Source organism: Nocardiopsis halotolerans DSM 44410 (genome assembly GCF_000341065.1).
GTDB lineage: Bacteria > Actinomycetota > Actinomycetes > Streptosporangiales > Streptosporangiaceae > Nocardiopsis > Nocardiopsis halotolerans.
In genome coordinates this window covers 25139-41203 of the sequence record NZ_ANAX01000068.1, presented here as the reverse complement: position 1 = coordinate 41203, position 16065 = coordinate 25139, and the positions used below count along the sequence as shown (strand labels likewise).

Below are 16065 nucleotides of genomic sequence, written 5' to 3'. Positions count from 1 at the left end.
GGCCACCACTCCCAGCCGCCGTTCACGGGTGCCGCGCGGCCCCTGCCCGGGTGCCCGGAGGGGAGCCTCACCCCTTCCGGGGGCCCGTGGGCGCCCGAACGGGTGAGGGCCGTTCGGTCCCGCCGGCGCTCATCAGCAGCACGGCCACCGCGCACACCGCCATCCCCGCCAGCGCGCCCGGTCCCACCGGATCGCCGAACATCAGCCAGGACCACACCAGCGTGGTCGGCGGGGTCAGGTACAGCAGCGCCGACACCCGGGCCACGTTCGTCCGGGCCAGGTTGACCCAGTACAACCCGTAACCGCCCAGTGTCGACAGCACCACCACCCAGGCCACCGCCAGCCAGAACCCGGGGTCGGCCGGCGGGGCCAGGGTCCCCGTGACGGCGGCCAGCCCGGTGAAGAGGGCGGCGCTCACCACGCACTGCACCGCCAGGGCCTCCACCACAGAGCCCCCGGGCCGCACGCGGCGCTCCAGCAGGGTCGCGGCCACCAGGGAGAGCATCGCCCCGAACGGCAGCAGGTATCCCCACCACGGTGCCGCGTCCGGTCGGAACAGGTCCGCGCCCACCACCAGGCCGACCCCGGCCAGGCCCGCCGCCAGGCCCGCCAGCTGGCGGGGCCGCACCCGCTCACCCAGCAGCGGGACCNNNCGGCTGGAGCGCGGCCACCAGCGCGCTCGTCCCGGCGTCCACCCCCGCCTGCGCCGCCGCGAACACCCCGTACAGGTACCCGGCCTGGGACAGCAGGCCGAGCACGGCGTGCGCCGCCAGGTCCCGCCGCGGCATCCGAGTGCCGCGCCACAGGCACCACGCGGCCAGCAGCGCGGCCACGGCCAGGAAGCGCCAGGCCAGCAGGGTCGTCGCGGGGGCGTGGCGACTGCCCAGTTCCGCGCCGACGAAGCCGGAACTCCACATCACCACCAGCCCGGCGGCGAGCAGGACGGGCAGGAGGGAGCGGGTCGGAGACGTTCTGGGTTCCATGCCCGCAGGTAAACAGACCGGTCGGTATACTCACCATGTAGTGACGTCGACCAAGACGGGGAGGAGTGGTCACCATGGCCGCGATGACACCGACGGCACCGCTGACCCCGGCCGCGCGCCGGGTCCTGGAGGTGGCGACCGAGCTGTTCTACACCCGCGGCATCAACACCGTCGGCATGGAGCTGGTCGCCGAACGGGCCGGAGTGACCAAGAAGACCATCTACGACCGGTTCGGATCCAAGCAACAGCTCGTCGTCCAGTACCTGCGCGCCCGCGACGCCCGTTGGCGCGAGCACCTCGGCGGCTACCTGGAGCGGGCCGGCGACGCCCCCCGGGCGCGTGTCGCCGCCACCTTCGACGCCCTGGAGAGGTGGATGGACGAGGAGAACCCGCGCGGCTGCGCCATGGTCAACGCCTACGCCGAGCTCTCCGACCCCGAGCACCCGGGCCGGGCCGTCGCCGAGGAGCAGAAGCGATGGCTGCACGGCCTCTACGCCGACCTCGCGGAGCGGGCCGGCGCCGCGGACCCGGCCGCGCTCGGCGACGCGCTGGCCATGCTGCACGAGGGGGCGGTCGTCGCCCGCAACGTCACCGGAGTCCGGGACGCCGCGCGCACCGCGCGTGCCGCCGCCGACGCCCTGATGACCGTCCACGGCGCGGACTGAGGGAGACCCCGGCGCGAGGACACCGGCCCCGGCCCAGCCGGCACCGGTCCCGGTTCAGCGGTAACCGAGCCGGGACAGCTCCGCACCCGCGATCTCGCGCACGTCGCCCTGCTGGGTGCGGGACAGGCGTTCACGCCAGGAGCCCACACCCCAGGACCTCCCGGTCAGCAGCTCCGAGGCCGACACCCGTGCCCCGGTGAACTTACGCAGCTGCCCGGCCGCCCTGACCTCCCCGCCGTGCACGTCCTCGTAGCGCAGGGTCAGCAACTGCTCGGCGCCGATGCTGCGACGCAGCATCGCCGACATGCGGACCGCCCCGCGCCACCGCATCGCGCACTTGGCGGCCGTGGAGCCCTCCGTGAACGTGTCCAGGTCCGACTCCTCCTCCAACCCGAAGAAGTGGTTGGGGAACTCGTGGTCCAGCTTCATGAAGCTCGGCCTGAGCCAGGCCAGCGATTGCTCGTCCTCCATCATGTCCGCGATGACGTCGCGTCCGTCCCGGATGACCTGCACGAACAGGGCGTCGGGGAAGGCCGCGTGCAGGGCGGTGGCGCAGAACAGCAGGTCGGGGCTGGCGTCGCCGTAGCGGCGCACCTCCGCGCTGTGCTCGCAGGGTTCGGCGGAGGCGTTGGCGGGCACGCGCGCCCACGGCCCCGGACAGCGGGGACAGGTCAGGGGGGTGAGCTGCCAGGCCTCGGCGTAGGCCTCGCGCAGCAGGCTCGCCGTGCCGGCGACCCTCTCCAGCGCGAGGGAGGGGCGTCTGGCCACGGCGTAGACGGCGTTGAGCACGCCCGACGAACCCGCGCCGAGGTGGAACCCGGGTACGCGCGACAGAGCGCGGGCGATCTCGGGGACTCCTGAGTGGGGAGCGCCCAGCACGAACACCGGGCGCTCGACCTTGGTCCCGTTGACTACGAGGATGTAGGACGGCTGCTTCATGACTGTGTCGATTTTTGCACCCTTTGCCCATCTCGCGTACATCGGCTGGGGATTCGGCCTCCGCGTCCCACACGTTCCCGGGGGCGCGGACCGGTACGCGCGGGGGGCGACGGGGACGCGGATGCGGCCCTCCGTGCACGGTTTCCCGTGACGCGCCGGATGGGGCGAGCAGTCCCGGGGCCGTTGTAAGAATGGGATATGGCCTCGACGACCACCGACTCCGCGTCCTTCGCCGACCCCGAGGGGTTCGCGCGGGCCGCCGACCTCCTGGAGTCCGCAGGACGCATCACGGTGCTCACCGGCGCGGGCGTGTCCACCGACTCCGGGATCCCCGACTTCCGCGGCCCGCAGGGGGTGTGGACGACCGACCCGGGTGCGCAGGCCCTGTCGGACATCGACACCTACATGGGCGACGTGAACGTGCGCCGAGAGGTGTGGGCGCAGCGCCGCGCCCACCAGGTGTGGCGGGCCGGACCCAACGCCGCGCACCGGGCGTTCGCCGACCTGGAGGCCACGGGACGGCTGCGCGCGCTGATCACCCAGAACATCGACGGCCTGCACCAGGCGGGCGGGGTGTCCGAGGACGCGGTCGTCGAGGTGCACGGAACCATGCTGCGGGTGGTGTGCATGGCGTGCGGGCTGCGCACGCCGAGCGAGACGGTGTTGGCGCGCCTGGACGAGGAGTCCGACCCCCGGTGCGTGGAGTGCGGGGGCATCCAGAAGTCGGACACCATCTCCTTCGGTCAGCGGCTGGACGCGGACGTCATCGACGAGGCGGCCAGGGCCGCCCGCGAGTGCGACGTGCTCGTGGCCGTGGGCACCTCGCTGACGGTCCACCCGGCGGCGGGGCTGTGCGACGTGGCCATGATGGCGCGGGCCAGCCTGGTCGTGGTCAACGCCGAGCCCACGCCCTACGACGACTTCGCCAGCGCCGTGGTCCGCGATCCCATCGGGAAGGCCGTCCCCGCCCTGGTGGAGCGGGTGCGCGCGGNGGCGGCCCCCGCCGTGGAACCGGAGCGGCGGACACGGCGGTCCGGGCCCGTGTCAGCAGGGGAGTCCGGGGCTTGTGCCGCGCTGGCGGCTCCCGGAGGCGATCGTCCGCGTCGTGGGGTCGAAAGCGCGGGGAGACCCGCGCCGGAACCCTGAGGTGGGTTCCGGCGCGCTGGAGTGACGTCTGCGGCCGGACGGTCAGCCGTCCGCGCTGCCGTAGTAGTTCCCCACACCCGCCTGGTCGCGGTCCCGGGAGGCGGGTGCGACGGTGTCGATGGCCTGTGCCTGGATTTCTGGGAGGGTGTTCCCTTGCACCAGGTCCAGAACGCGCGAGAGGGTTTCCTGGGAGACGAAGCTTCGCAGGCCGCGAAGGGTCGGTGCGACCACCGCGGCGTTGGGTTGGGGGCCGGTCACCACCTCCGTCACCCTGGAAAGGTAGCTCTCCAGCAGGCGCTGCAACCGGTCAACGAAACCGGAGTCGACGGAAGGCAGGTTGAGGTCCTCGACGGCCTGCCTGAGCGCCAGGTGTTCCGACGGGCCCAGGACATGGCCGGTGAAGAACCGGCCGTAGGTTTCGAGACGCTCACCGGGGTTCTGCGCGGCGGGGACCAACCGCAGCCGTAGTACCTCGTGGACGTTGAGCCAGAACGACTCCCTGTGGGAACGCGGCCCCCAGTACCAGGTCGCCAGGTCATCGGAGACGTGACGCAGGTAGGGCAACAGTCCGAGCAGGAAGCGCGCGGCCGTGCCGTTGACCCGCATCGCCGTCGACCGCAGCAGCCGGGAGGTGGTCGTGTCATGCGGCACCGTGATCTCGTAGGGGTCGAGCACGTCCGGCTCGGCGTCCACGTTCATCCGCAGCTCGAACCCCATGCTCTCCCCGACGTTGACCGGTGAGGAGTCGTCCAGACCCACGACGGTGACGGCCCCGTCGTCAGCCCAGCCGCCCAGGTGGCGCACGCGCAGGGTCGCCACGATGCTGAACCACTCGGTTCCCGGCAGGGTCCGCCACAGCGCGGCCGTGTGCTGCCAGTCCTGGAGGGTGTCGGGGGAGTCCGGGAACAGCTCCCGGACGTCGACCGGGTCCTCACGCACCAGGCACAGCAGGATCATGAGGTTGCTGGTGTAGTTGGCCTCGCGCCGGGTCAACGGCAGCCGCACGGGCTCGTAGGCGGTGTGGGAGCGGTTGGAGGCCGGGAAGGGCGCCTCCTGGAACAGCTCCACGAGCAGCCGCGCGTAGTCCTCGCGGGCCTCCGGCTCCTCGGCGAACCGCCGCTCCAGGAGTTCGGCGAGGAAGTCCACGACCTTCTCCCGGCCCGCGTAGGTGGCGAAGGAGGACAGCGCGTACAACTCGCCGTCGTCGATGGGCGCGGCCCGCCCCCGGCGCCGGGACGAACGCGAACGGGACTCGTGCAGCTCCTCCAGCGCGATCGCCACGGCCCGCGCCACCAGGTACTCGCCGAAGGTGGCGTGCAGGAACTCGAAGACGCTCGCGTCCCCGCCGGAGACCTTCGCGCGGGCCTCGTGGACGAAGAAGAACCGGCCCAGCACCTGGTGCGCGGGGGCGATCCGCCCGTGCAGATCGGCGCCCTCGGCGCGCACCGCCGCGTCGGGCATGAGGACCGTCAGGTCCCGGTCCAGCTCGTCGGCGCCCACGCTCTGCCTGCGTCGGGTGAACATCGCCAGGGCGGCGACCTCCAGACGGCGGAGTTCGTTCTCGACCTCGTCGTCGAAGTCGTCCCTACCCAGGCCGGAGTGGTGCTTGTCCACCTCGCGCCTGGCGAACATGGTCAGCAGGCGCTCGTACAGCTCCCCGTGGGTCAGGGTCCGGGAGACGCGCCGCAACCCGTTGTCCCCGGCGTCGTAGATGAGCAGCATCAACAGCAGCAGGGGCTGCTCGGCCAGTTCGCGGTAGGTCATGAGGACGTCCGCGGTCAGCGGTTCGAGGCCCTGGGAGGCGAGTGCGGAGGAATTGGCGCGGTTCCACACCTCCAGCATCCGTCCGATCTGCTCCTCGTCGAAGGGCTCCAGCCGCATCACCATGGAGCCGTCGGGGAAGCGGGCCCGGTCCGCCACCACGGTGCGGCTGGTGACGATGACGGCCACGGGCTGGCCCAGTGCCTCCTGCTGGTGCTGGAACTCCTGGATCCGCTCCAGGTAGTCGGAGCGGTCCACCCCTGTGGCCTGGAGGAGTTCGTCGAACCCGTCCAGGATGACGACGGGCAGCGCCCCGTCCGCCGACTCCGCGAGTTCGCGCCAGGACACCCGTGTGTGGAGAGTCGTGGCGAGCCCGTCCTCGATCTGCGCGTGGATGGGGGCGTTCGGCTGGACCGAGCGCAGCTCCACCCGGATCGGGAGGAAGTCCGACGCGGGAAGGCGGGCCGCCAGCATCTCCGTGAACTTGGACTTGCCCGCTCCGGGGTGGCCCAGGATGACCGTGGGGACCTCCGTGGCGAGCGGGTGGACGAGGTGGGCGGCGATCACCGGCTGGAGGTCGTCGACCACGGGCAGCCGGTCCCACCACTCCTCGGTGGAGGGGGTGCCGCTGTGCACCGCGTAGGCGGCGCGGCCCCGGGGCGCGACGTAGGCCTCCTCCAGCGTGGGCAGGGAGATGCCCGGGGGAAGGTCGTCCGAACGCAGCACGGGCTGGCGCAGGACCGCCTGGTAACCGGCGGACAGCTCCCGCCGACGGTCGTCCACCTCGCGGTGGGAACCGACCTCCTCCAGGTACCGCCGCAGCTCCCCGAGCCCCGTTCCGACGGCCGCGCGCGTGCTCTCGTGCTCGGCGAGGTGCACCCACATCCCGAACTCGGGGACGTCGGCGGAGAGCTGCCGGTAGGACTCCCGGTACCGCCGGGCGGCGTACTCGGGGACGATGTCCCCCATCCTCCTGAGAAGGGTGTGGTCGGCGGAGGTGAGGCCGTGCCGTTCGGCCACCGCGAGCCCCGTCAGGGCCCTCGCGAAGTCACGGAACAGGAAGTCCGAGAAGAAACGGGAGGCCCAGCCCGGTCCCAGGGACAGGGCCGGGGCGGACCCGCTGTGCGCCAGGACGCGCTCCATCAGCCCGGTCTGCTCCTCCTTGGTGAACTCCAGGTCCTTCAGGGCGAAGGGGGCGTCCAGTTCCTCCAGGGACTCCTCCACCGCCTCGAAGAACGCGACGACCATGATGATCTGGTGCGCGGCCTCGATCTTCTCCGTCCGGGACAGGCGGCTCTCACCGCTGAGCTTGCCCCGGATGCCCTCGATGGCGCGGCGTCCCCCGCTCACCAGCGCTCCCCGGGCCCCGAAGAGGTCGGGGACCCCCATCAGCCCCAGGCCGCCGTCCGTGAGCCTCTCGGCGAGGTCCATCGCCTCCGGGTCGTTCTGTCCGAGGATCCTCAAAGCGTCCGCGTAGGTGAGCCGTTTGGCCATCGGGGGTGCCTCTTCCGGTTTCGAGGGGGCGGAAACACGGTCGGACCCGGCACCGGAGGCGGTGCCGAGTCCGCAGGTCGACAGGGGTTTCGGGGGCGATCCGGGGTGACCGGACCTCGGTGCGGGTCCCGTACTGGGATCCGCTAGGGCAGCTCCCAGTTCACCAGTTCGGAGTTCTGTTCCTTGAGCAGTTCGTTGGTGCGGCTGAACGGCCTCGAACCGAAGAACCCGTTCTTGGCCGACAGCGGGCTCGGGTGCGCGGACTCCACGCACGGCACGCCCGGCATCATCGGGCGCAGGTTGCGGGCGTCGCGCCCCCACAGGATCCCCACCAGCGGCTTGTCGCGTTCGGCGAGCGCCCGGATGGCCTGCTCGGTGACGGCCTCCCAGCCCTTGCCCCGGTGCGAGCCCGCCTTGCCCGGCGCCACGGTCAGCACCCTGTTGAGCAGCAGCACGCCCTGCTTGGTCCACGGGGTGAGGTCGCCGTTGGAGGGCATGGGCACCCCCAGGTCCTCGACCATCTCCTTGTAGATGTTGCGCAGGCTCGCGGGCAGGCGCACGTCCGGGGCGACGGAGAAGCTCAGGCCCACCGCGTTGCCCGGGGTCGGGTAGGGGTCCTGGCCCACGATGAGTACGCGCACGTCCTCGAACGGCTGCTGGAAGGCGCGCAGGACGTTGTCCCCGGCGGGCAGGTAGGTCCGCCCCTCCGCGACCTCCTGGCGGAGGAAGTCGCCCATCGCGGCGATCTGCGGCGCGACCGGTTCCAGGGCCTCGGCCCACCCGGCTTCCATGATTTCCTTCAGGTCCTTCGGCATGGCCAGAACACTAGCGGCAGCGAGCGACATCCACGTCCGCTTCGGGCGTTCGAGGCGCCTCCGGCGGCACCCGGCCTCGTCTGAGGGCCTCCACGCCGACCGGCCGGCCGTCAGCGGAGTAGTCGATGATGAACGTACCGTGGTCGACGGTCCTCTCGACGGGGGCGTCGGTGAGGGTCAGGTAACCCGCGTCCGCTTCCTGGTCGATCGTCACCTTCCGAGGCACTGCCATGGAGATCCCGATACTTCCACCACCGTCTTGATCACAGGGTCCGGTGTTCCCCAGGTCGTGTCCTTCACCGCGACATAGATCTTCCTGCCATCGCCGGTCCACCCGTACAACTCGTAGGAGTTGTCCGTGGAACCGTGTTTTCCGTCCAAAGGACGTCGTGGCGTCGCGAGGACGTCATCCTGGGTGACGCGTCGTTGTCGCAGCCTCTCGCGCAGGTGTGCGGTCAGACGTGGAGGCGTCTACTCCGCCGCCTCCAACACGACGTCGATCACGCGAGCGGCACGAATCTGACCTGTCTGTGTTCTGACGATCCATTCACCGGCCTCATCGATCACCATGTGCGGGGCACGAGCCCAGACACCACCGTGGCCGGACGGAGCCGTGTCGATCGTTCCGCTCATGGACAGCGCGATCGCCCCGGAGGGGCGGATGACCTCCAGGAACACCTGGAGGTCATCCTCTTTCCCAGTGGGCTCCAGCAGGGCGGAAGCCACACCCGGTTCCATGCCGCGGGGTAGACGATCCAGCTTGAGCACGCGCAGGGTTGGATCGCGAATCGAAAGGACGTCTCCGTCCACGCCGATCTCACGCCCGAGGAGGAAGACACGGTCAGGCGAGCCCCCGGTCTGTCCCATGGAGCTTGGGACCAGGCCGAAGAGCGGGGACAGCGCAGGAGAACAGCGGAATCACCTCATCCCCGCTCCGCCGGGTCTCCGTCCTCCCGGTGAACGGGGTCACGCTACCCCCGGGCGCGGTCCTGCCACCGGTGCAGATGGGCGCGGACGCGCTCGGTGGCCGCGCTCCGCGCGCCGTGCACCCGCGTGTGGTGGGCCAACAGCTCGTGGTAACGGCGCGCCGCCTCGGCCGGACGGCCCGCGTGGCCCAGGTAGGCCGCCTGGTAGTGGCGGGCGCGCAGCGTGGACGCGTGGTCCTCGCCCAGCACACGTGTCAGATCCGGCACCAGCTCCCCCAGCAGCTCCACCGACCGCGCCGGGTCACCGGCCTCGCCGACCTCGAAGGCCAGGTACAGCCGGGTGGTCAGCACCCGCTCGGCGTCCGGCCCGTGCACGGCCACCAGGTCGGGCAGCAGGTCCCCGTGCACACGCGCGGCCAGGGCGTGGTCGCCCGCCCGTCCGGCGTTCGTCGCCAGGTAGTGGCGCACGGTCAGGGCCTCGGGGTGCCGCGTCCCGTGGATCCGCACCAGATCGGCCAACAGCACGTCCAGGAGCTCCACGGCCCGCCGGTGCTCCCCGCTCTTACCGGTCAGGTAGGCCTCCCGACGGCGCGCCCGCAGCGTGTCCGCGTGTTCGGGTCCGAACGTCACCCGCAGCCGGGGCAGCAGCGCGCGCAGCCGCCGGGCCGCCGCCGCGAACTGCCCGGAGTCGGCCGCGACCCGGGCCTCCTCCACCAGCGCCAGCAGCCGCCCGGGATCCTCGGGACCGACCGTCTCGGGCCGGGTGGTGGCCACCCGCGTGTAGGGCCGCGTCGTGGGAACGGCCGAGGGGGCGCTGGCGTGCGGCGCGCTCCTGGGGCGCGACGGCCGTACGGGATCGGAGGCCAGGAAGGGAGCCAGCCGGTCCCGCACCTCCTCGGCGGTCGCGGGCCGCTCCCGGGTGTGCTTGGCCAGCATCGACCCCACCAGCTCCGACAGCGGCACCGGCACATCCGGGCGCAACTCCACGACCGGCCGCGGCGCCTCCACCAGGTGTCGGCGCAGCACCGCCAGCGGGTCGTCGGAGGTGAACGGGGGCCGGCCGGTCAGCAGCTGGTACAGGATCGCGCCCAGCGAGTACAGGTCGCCGGCCCGCCCCACCCGCTCACCGCGCACCTGCTCGGGCGACATGTACAGGGGCGTACCGATCACCTGGCCGGTCTGGGTGATGCGGCGGCTCTGCGTGGCGGCGGTGAGCGCGGCGATCCCGAAGTCGAGCACCTTCACCGTGCCGCCCCCGACGCCCTCCTCGACCACCATCAGGTTGCCCGGCTTGACGTCGCGGTGCACGATCTCCGCGGCGTGTGCCGCGCCCAGCCCGGACGCGGCCTGGGACACCAGGTCGGCGGCGCGCGGTACCGGCATCGGCCCGCTCTCACGCGACAGGGCGGTCAGCGGGCGCCCCGCCACCAGTTCCATCACCGCGTACACCGAGTCGGGTTCTCCGCGGGCCCCGTCGTTGCCGAAGTCGTGCAGGATCACCACGTTGGGGTGACCCGCCAGGCGGGCGGTGAGCCGTGCCTCGCGGCGGAACCGGGCGACCACCTCCTCCGAGGCCCCGCGGCCCGCCCTGAGCAGCTTGACCGCCACGGCCCGGTCCAGCAGTTCGTCCACCGCGTGCCAGACCTCGCCCATGCTGCCCCTGCCCAGCTGGGAGACCAGACGGTAACGGCCGCCCAGAACGCGTTCCCCGGCCACCGAAACCCCTCACCAACCCATCGCCGTCAGTGTCAGTGTCCACACCGCTCCCACGGCCGATGACGGCTGTGGAGGTCCTCGCGGTCGTGGCGTAAGGCTACATCCGTCCGCGTTACTGTGGTCTTCCGTCCGGGGGCCCGAACCCCGCGCCCCGGGCGTTTCGACCCCCGTCCCCCGTGTGGAATCGAGTATCAGAGCCGTGAGCCTGAATCTCTACGTCGGTCCGGACCCACAACCGGACAAGTACCGTCTCGTCCGGTCGGTGGGGCGTGGTGGCGAGGCCACCCTCTACCTGGCCGAGGTGTCCCTGGCCGGGCAGACCGAGCCGGTCGTGGTGAAGGTTCTCAACTCCGACGTGACCGCGAACGAGGAGCAGTTCGCCGAGCTGAGCGCGAAGTGGGGCGAGCAGGCGGAGCTGCTGCGCTTCATCAACCGGCTCGGCGTGGTCGGCGTCCGCGAGCACTTCGAGGGCGCGCCGGAGCACCCGGCCGGCGGGGCGGGCGAGTACACCGACCGCGCCCTGTACCTGGTCATGAACTACGTCGAGGGCGTGGACCTGCGCGACTGGCGGGCCGAACACGCCGTCGAGGGGCCGCGCGGCCAGCGTGAGGCCCTGCGCTACCTGGAACAGATCGCCCTGGTGCTGGACATGCTCCACTCCGGGCGCGCCACCCCGTCCAAGCGGGTGGTGGTGCACGGTGACCTGTCGCCCGGCAACATCATGATCAGCGAGGAGGGCCAGGCCACCCTGGTCGACTTCGGCCTCAGCCGGATCGCCGCACGCCACATGACCGCCCGCCCCTGGTTCACCCCCGGCTACGCCGCTCCCGAGATCTTCAACGGTGAGTACTCGGCGGCCACCGACCGCTACGCCTTCGGCGCCATCGCCTTCTTCACCCTGACCGGCGAGGACCCGCCGCCCACGCCCGAGCAGCTGCGTGAGCGCTTCGGCGCGCTGCCGCTGGTGGCCAACGCGGGGGAGCGCCAGCGCGACCTGGCCATGTCCATGTTCTCCGCCGAGCCGGGTGACCGCCCCCAATCCTCGGAGTGGATCCGGGGGCTGCGCTCCCTGTCCACGTCGGCGCCGTGGACGGGTCCGGTGGCCGAACCGGGCGGTGCCGTCCTCGCGGCGGCGGCCGACGAGAGGGCCGAGTCCTCCGCCCCGTCGGTGGAGGGCGGCGACGCGCGGTTCGCGGCCCCGCCGCAGGGCGGACGGGTGTCCGGTCCTCCCCCGGAGAGCGCCCCGGTGGAGGACGTGCGGGGCGGTGAGCGGCCCCAGACGCCCGGGCGGCCGGGTGGTGGGAAGCAGTCGGGGCGGGACCCCGTGCCGTCCGCCACGTCGGGTGACCGTCCCGCGGCGGAGGCGGGAGCCGAGGCCATGCCCCCGCGCCCGGTCGGCGGAATGCGCGGTACGCCCACCAGTCACGCCGTGCCCCCGCGCACCAGCGGTCCTCAGGGCGGCCAGCCCGCGGGACCGCCGCCCGGACGACCCGGACCCCCGCCGGGCGGGCAGGGCGGTCCGGTCTCCGGTCCGCAGGGCCAGCCTCCGCACGCGGGAACACCGCCGCAGGGGACCCCTCCCCGGCAGCCGATGCCCGGCGCCGTGCACTCGGGTCCGGTCGGACCCGCCCGGACCGGTCCCGTTCCGGCGGCCACCGGCCCGCAGCCTGGCTGGGGCGGTCACCCGCAGCCCCACGCCACGGGGGCCTTCCCCCACGCGGCCGCGCACGGCGCGGCGGTTCCGGAGACGGACGGGCCCGGGAAACGCGGATCGCGCAAGCCCAGGCTGGTCGGGCTCGCGATCCTCGTCGTGCTCGCCATGGTCGCGGGCGGCACGGCCACCTTCTACGTCATGGACCGCTTCGGAACGACCACCGTGGCCGCCGGTGATCCGGGTACGGAGACGGACGCGGCCGCCGACCAGGGACCCTCAGAGGACCCCGACCAGGGTTCGGTCTCCGAACCGACCGGGCAGGACGAGCCCCCGACGGCGGAGTCCTCCGGGAAACCCGGGTCGGAGGGACCCACGGACACCGTGCCGGAGACCACCCTGCTGACCCAGATGGAGGTCGTCGACGGCCTGGGTTACGGATGGGCACCCGACGCGGGCCGCGCGGAGCTCAACGGCGAGGCCTACAGCCGCGCCCTCGTCCCCACCGACTGCGGCAGTTCCGAGTGCACGGGCTGGGTCGACTACAACCTCGGCCGCGACTGGACGACGTTCACCGCCACCATCGGCATCGACGACACCTCCAGTGCCAGTGCCACCACCACGTTCACCGTGCACGTGGACGGCGAGGCCGAGGTCACCGAGACCCTGCGCCTGGGCGAGACGCTGGACATCGAGGTCGACGTCACCGACGCCCTGCGCCTGCGTCTGGCGGTGGAGAGCGACGACGAGGGCATCTACCCGGTCTGGGCCGACCCCGCCCTCACCGCGGGCTGAGCCGGGACGCGCCCGACACGCGCGGCGCGCCCCCGCTGCCGTCACCGGCCGCGGGGGCGCCGCTCCAACGCTCATGGGTCAGGGCAACGGCGGGCCTACTCGGCGCGCCACGCCCCCTGACGGGTGCTCAGGTTCAGCGCGGTGGTCACCAGCGGCACGTGGCTGAACGCCTGGGGGAAGTTGCCCACCTGGCGGTTCTCACGCGGGTCCCACTCCTCGGCGAGCAGACCCACGTCGTTGCGCAGCGACAGCAGGCGCTCGAACAGCTCGCGGGCCTCGTCCTGGCGGCCGATGGACAGCAGCGCGTTGGCCATCCAGAAACTGCACGCCAGGAACGCGCCCTCGTCGCCGGGCAGCTTGTCGGCGGAGTTGTCCAGGTCGGTGCGGTAGCGCAGCACGAACCCGTCCACCATCAGATCCTTGCGGACCGCCTCGATGGTGCCGACCACGCGCGGGTCGTCGTAGGGCAGGAAACCCACCTCGGGGATCAGCAGCAGCGCGGCGTCCAGCTCCTTGCTGCCGTAGTACTGCGTGAACGTGTTGCGCTGGGGGTCGTAGCCGTACTCGCACACCTCGGCGTGGATGGTGTCGCGCAGGGCCCTCCAGCGTTCGATGGGGCCCTCCTTGCCGAACTCCTCGATGCTGCGCACCGCGCGGTCGGCCGCCACCCAGGCCATCACCTTGGAGTGCACGAAGTGCTGGCGCGGCCCGCGCACCTCCCACAGGCCCTCGTCCGGTTCGTCCCAGCACCACTCCAGGTAGTTGACCAGCGAGCGCTGCAACCCCCACAGGTAGTCGCCGCCGCGGATGTTGTGGCGGCGGGCCAGGTGCAGCACGTCCATGACCTCGCCGTAGACGTCGAGCTGGTACTGGCCCACGGCGGCGTTGCCGACCCGGACCGGCCGTGAGGCCTCGTACCCCGGCAGCCACTCGGCCTCCCACTCGGTGAGTCTGCGCTCACCGCGGATGCCGTACATGATCTGCATGAGCTGGGGTTCGCCAGCGATCGCCCGCACCAGCCACTCGCGCCAGGCCAGGGCCTCGTCCTTGTAACCCGAGCGGATCATCGCCTCCAGGGTGATGGTGGCGTCGCGCAGCCAGCAGTAGCGGTAGTCCCAGTTGCGCACGCCGCCGATCTCCTCGGGCAGGGAGGTGGTGGGCGCGGCGACGATCCCGCCGGTGGGGCGGTAGGTGAGGGCCTTGAGCACGATGAGGGAACGGATGACCGCCTCGCGGTAGGGGCCCTCGTAGGTGCACTGGTTGACCCACTTCTCCCAGAACCTCTCCGTGCGGGAGAGCGCTTTCTCCGCGTCGAGGTGATCGGACTCCTCCACCTGGGAGGGGTGCCACGTCATCACGAAGGGCACGCGCTGGCCCGCGGTGACGGTGAAGGTGGCGTCGTGGGTGAAGTTGTGGCCCTGGAGGGGGATGGGGCTGCTCAGCCAGACGGAGTCGGGCCCGGCGATGGCGACCAGTTCGGTACCGGCACGGTGCACCCACGGCACGACGTGGCCGTAGTCGAAGCGGATGCGCATGACGGTCTCCATGCGCACCGCACCGGTCAGCCCCTCGACGATGCGGACGATGTGGGGGGCGCCGCCGCGCGGCGGCATGAAGTCGATGACCCGCACGGACCCGGAGCCGGTGTCCCACTCCGACTCCAGGATGAGCGTGTCGCCACGGTAGCGGCGGCGGACGGCGCGGGGGTCGCCCTCGGCGGGGCGCAGGACCCAGCTGCCGTTCTGCTCGTCGCCGAGCAGCGCGGCGAAGCAGGCGGAGGAGTCGAAGTCGGGGAGGCACGCCCAGTCGATGGAACCGTCACGCCCGACCAGCGCGGCGGTCTGCATGTCGCCGATCATTGCGTAGTCCTCAATCCAGCCGGGCACGCGGCTCACCCCCGTCACGTCGTCATGGTTCCTACGGTCGGCGCCTCGTGGGGTGCGCCGTGCCTCACGGCGGCCGTCCGCGCGCACACCGGTGTGCGCGCCTCGTCGGGGTCCTCCCAGCCCGCCACAGGGAGCGGACCCGCCGCCAGGCGCCGTTCGGGCCACGTTCCGCCTCCGCACCAGCCGCCGCTTGCCTTCCACCCGGTAATGTGCCCAGGCGAGGGCAGCCGAAAAGGCCGGTGCCAGGGAACCGCCCCGAACGCGGTCCTTTTCCTTCACCGCGCCTCCCATCTTCCCTGCTTCACCGGGAGCGCGCCACCCGCAATTGCACGTGCATCGGAAGGTGCAGCGAGGTATGTGGAGGAATAGGAACGTTTGTCAGGTCAGAAGTTATGACGCGGTGATCAAGATCCGGTGACGAGGAGGCCAAGACGTTCCGGAAAGGAGGAACGGAGGCGTCCGCAACCCCGTGAGGACGCCAGAACCGGGCGGGTCCCGCGCCCTTCGCGCCCCGGTGAACGTCAGGGCCGGGGAGCGTCCGCGACGGTCCGGTCGGGCATGCGCATCAGGGGGAGGAAGACCTGGGCCAGGGGGCCGATCGCCAGCGCGAACACCAGTGTTCCCACGCCCACGGTGCCGCCCAGGAGGACACCGGTGACCACGACGGCCACCTCGATCACGGTCCGGGCCAGGCGCACCGACCATCCCCGCGCCGCCAGGCCGACCATCAGCCCGTCCCGGGGGCCCGGCCCCAGCTGGGCGCCGATGTAGCACCCGGTCGCGGCCGCGCACACCACCACGCCGAGCGCCAGTAGCAGCACGCGCACCACCAGAGTGGACGCCTCGGGCAGCAGCCACAGAAACAGGTCCACCGTCACGCCCACCACGACCACGTTGCTCAACGTGCCCAGGCCCGGCTTCTGACGCAGCGGGATCCACAGCAGCATGAGCATCGCGCCCACCAGCACGCTCCACGTGCCGATGGACAGCCCGGTCTGTCGGGACAACCCCTGGTGCAGCACGTCCCACGGCATCGCGCCCAACCCCGCGTGGACCAGCAGTGCGCCGCTCAGCCCGTAGAGGGTCAGGCCCGTGTACAGCTGGACCAGGCGGCGTAGCCGGGGACGCGGGAGAACGGGGGTGATCAACACCCGCCCCAACAGGGCGGCGATCGTGGTCACGGGGGCACCTGGCCTTTCATGGGATCATCGGACGAGAGCCTGCGGGGCAGGCGGGGCCTGATCGTTGTCCTTTGGACCTGGAATCAGGAAGCCACCTGGGTATCGTG

At 72.0% G+C, this 16065-nt stretch carries 12 protein-coding genes and 1 pseudogene; 3 read left to right on the top strand and 10 right to left on the bottom strand.

Going from position 1 to position 16065, the window contains the following annotated elements:
- Window positions 1-67: 67 nt before the first annotated feature.
- Window positions 68-628: a DMT family transporter gene (locus D455_RS35125; RefSeq protein ID WP_241480175.1), complete on the bottom strand. Its 561-nt coding sequence runs from the start codon at window positions 626-628 to the stop codon at window positions 68-70.
- A 4-nt stretch (window positions 629-632) separates the two neighbouring features.
- The gene (locus D455_RS35120; protein WP_449289298.1) at window positions 633-917 is read right to left on the bottom strand and encodes an EamA family transporter; all 285 of its coding nucleotides are present in this window, start codon (window positions 915-917) and stop codon (window positions 633-635) included.
- Window positions 918-1057: 140 nt separating this feature from the next.
- Here D455_RS35120 and D455_RS0105555 point away from each other — a divergent pair, with 140 nt between their 5' ends.
- Window positions 1058-1648 (top strand): TetR/AcrR family transcriptional regulator, encoded by a 591-nt coding sequence (locus tag D455_RS0105555; RefSeq protein WP_026122352.1) that lies wholly within the window; start codon window positions 1058-1060, stop codon window positions 1646-1648.
- A gap of 54 nt (window positions 1649-1702) precedes the next feature.
- On the opposite strand, the gene D455_RS0105550 is transcribed toward D455_RS0105555, so the two are convergent.
- Entirely contained in the window at window positions 1703-2587 is an 885-nt protein-coding gene (locus D455_RS0105550) for a sulfotransferase family protein (RefSeq protein ID WP_017569767.1), read from the bottom strand.
- A 198-nt stretch (window positions 2588-2785) separates the two neighbouring features.
- On the opposite strand from D455_RS0105550, the pseudogene D455_RS0105545 reads away from it, so the two are divergent.
- Window positions 2786-3577 (top strand): annotated as a pseudogene (locus tag D455_RS0105545) (SIR2 family NAD-dependent protein deacylase); the annotation flags it as partial.
- A 198-nt stretch (window positions 3578-3775) separates the two neighbouring features.
- On the opposite strand, the gene D455_RS0105540 reads toward D455_RS0105545, so the two are convergent.
- The 5 genes from D455_RS0105540 to D455_RS0105520 form a co-directional block, all read right to left on the bottom strand.
- Complete coding sequence (locus D455_RS0105540; RefSeq protein WP_017569765.1) at window positions 3776-6988, bottom strand: NACHT domain-containing protein; 3213 nt, start codon at window positions 6986-6988, stop codon at window positions 3776-3778.
- A gap of 143 nt (window positions 6989-7131) precedes the next feature.
- Window positions 7132-7803 carry a uracil-DNA glycosylase gene (locus tag D455_RS0105535; RefSeq protein WP_017569764.1) on the bottom strand — a complete coding sequence of 224 codons (672 nt, stop codon included), beginning with the start codon at window positions 7801-7803 and terminating at the stop codon, window positions 7132-7134.
- 10 nt (window positions 7804-7813) lie between these two features.
- The gene (locus D455_RS29345) at window positions 7814-8035 is read right to left on the bottom strand and encodes a DUF2283 domain-containing protein (protein ID WP_241480172.1); all 222 of its coding nucleotides are present in this window, start codon (window positions 8033-8035) and stop codon (window positions 7814-7816) included.
- Between the two features lie 239 nt (window positions 8036-8274).
- Complete coding sequence (locus D455_RS0105525) at window positions 8275-8670, bottom strand: hypothetical protein (protein ID WP_017569762.1); 396 nt, start codon at window positions 8668-8670, stop codon at window positions 8275-8277.
- Between the two features lie 104 nt (window positions 8671-8774).
- Window positions 8775-10445, bottom strand: a complete 1671-nt coding sequence (locus D455_RS0105520; protein ID WP_017569761.1) for a serine/threonine-protein kinase — start codon at window positions 10443-10445, stop codon at window positions 8775-8777.
- A gap of 199 nt (window positions 10446-10644) precedes the next feature.
- On the opposite strand from D455_RS0105520, the gene D455_RS0105515 reads away from it, so the two are divergent.
- Window positions 10645-12891, top strand: coding sequence for a protein kinase domain-containing protein (locus tag D455_RS0105515; protein WP_017569760.1), 2247 nt, complete (start codon window positions 10645-10647; stop codon window positions 12889-12891).
- Between the two features lie 95 nt (window positions 12892-12986).
- On the opposite strand, the gene D455_RS0105510 is transcribed toward D455_RS0105515, so the two are convergent.
- On the bottom strand, window positions 12987-14777 hold the full coding sequence (locus D455_RS0105510) for a glycoside hydrolase family 15 protein (protein WP_026122350.1): 1791 nt from the start codon (window positions 14775-14777) through the stop codon (window positions 12987-12989).
- A 521-nt stretch (window positions 14778-15298) separates the two neighbouring features.
- Entirely contained in the window at window positions 15299-15958 is a 660-nt protein-coding gene (gene yczE / locus D455_RS0105505) for a membrane protein YczE (RefSeq protein WP_017569758.1), read from the bottom strand.
- Between the last annotated feature and the right edge of the window lie 107 nt (window positions 15959-16065).

Bases quoted from the DNA above. Each gene is read 5' to 3' on its own strand.
- D455_RS29345 (WP_241480172.1), bottom strand. From the start codon at position 8,035: ATGGCAGTGCCTCGGAAGGTGACGATCGACCAGGAAGCGGACGCGGGT.
- D455_RS0105550 (WP_017569767.1), bottom strand. From the start codon at position 2,587: ATGAAGCAGCCGTCCTACATCCTCGTAGTCAACGGGACCAAGGTCGAG.
- D455_RS0105540 (WP_017569765.1), bottom strand. From the start codon at position 6,988: ATGGCCAAACGGCTCACCTACGCGGACGCTTTGAGGATCCTCGGACAG.
- D455_RS0105525 (WP_017569762.1), bottom strand. From the start codon at position 8,670: ATGGGACAGACCGGGGGCTCGCCTGACCGTGTCTTCCTCCTCGGGCGT.
- D455_RS0105555 (WP_026122352.1), top strand. From the start codon at position 1,058: ATGGCCGCGATGACACCGACGGCACCGCTGACCCCGGCCGCGCGCCGG.
- D455_RS0105535 (WP_017569764.1), bottom strand. From the start codon at position 7,803: ATGCCGAAGGACCTGAAGGAAATCATGGAAGCCGGGTGGGCCGAGGCC.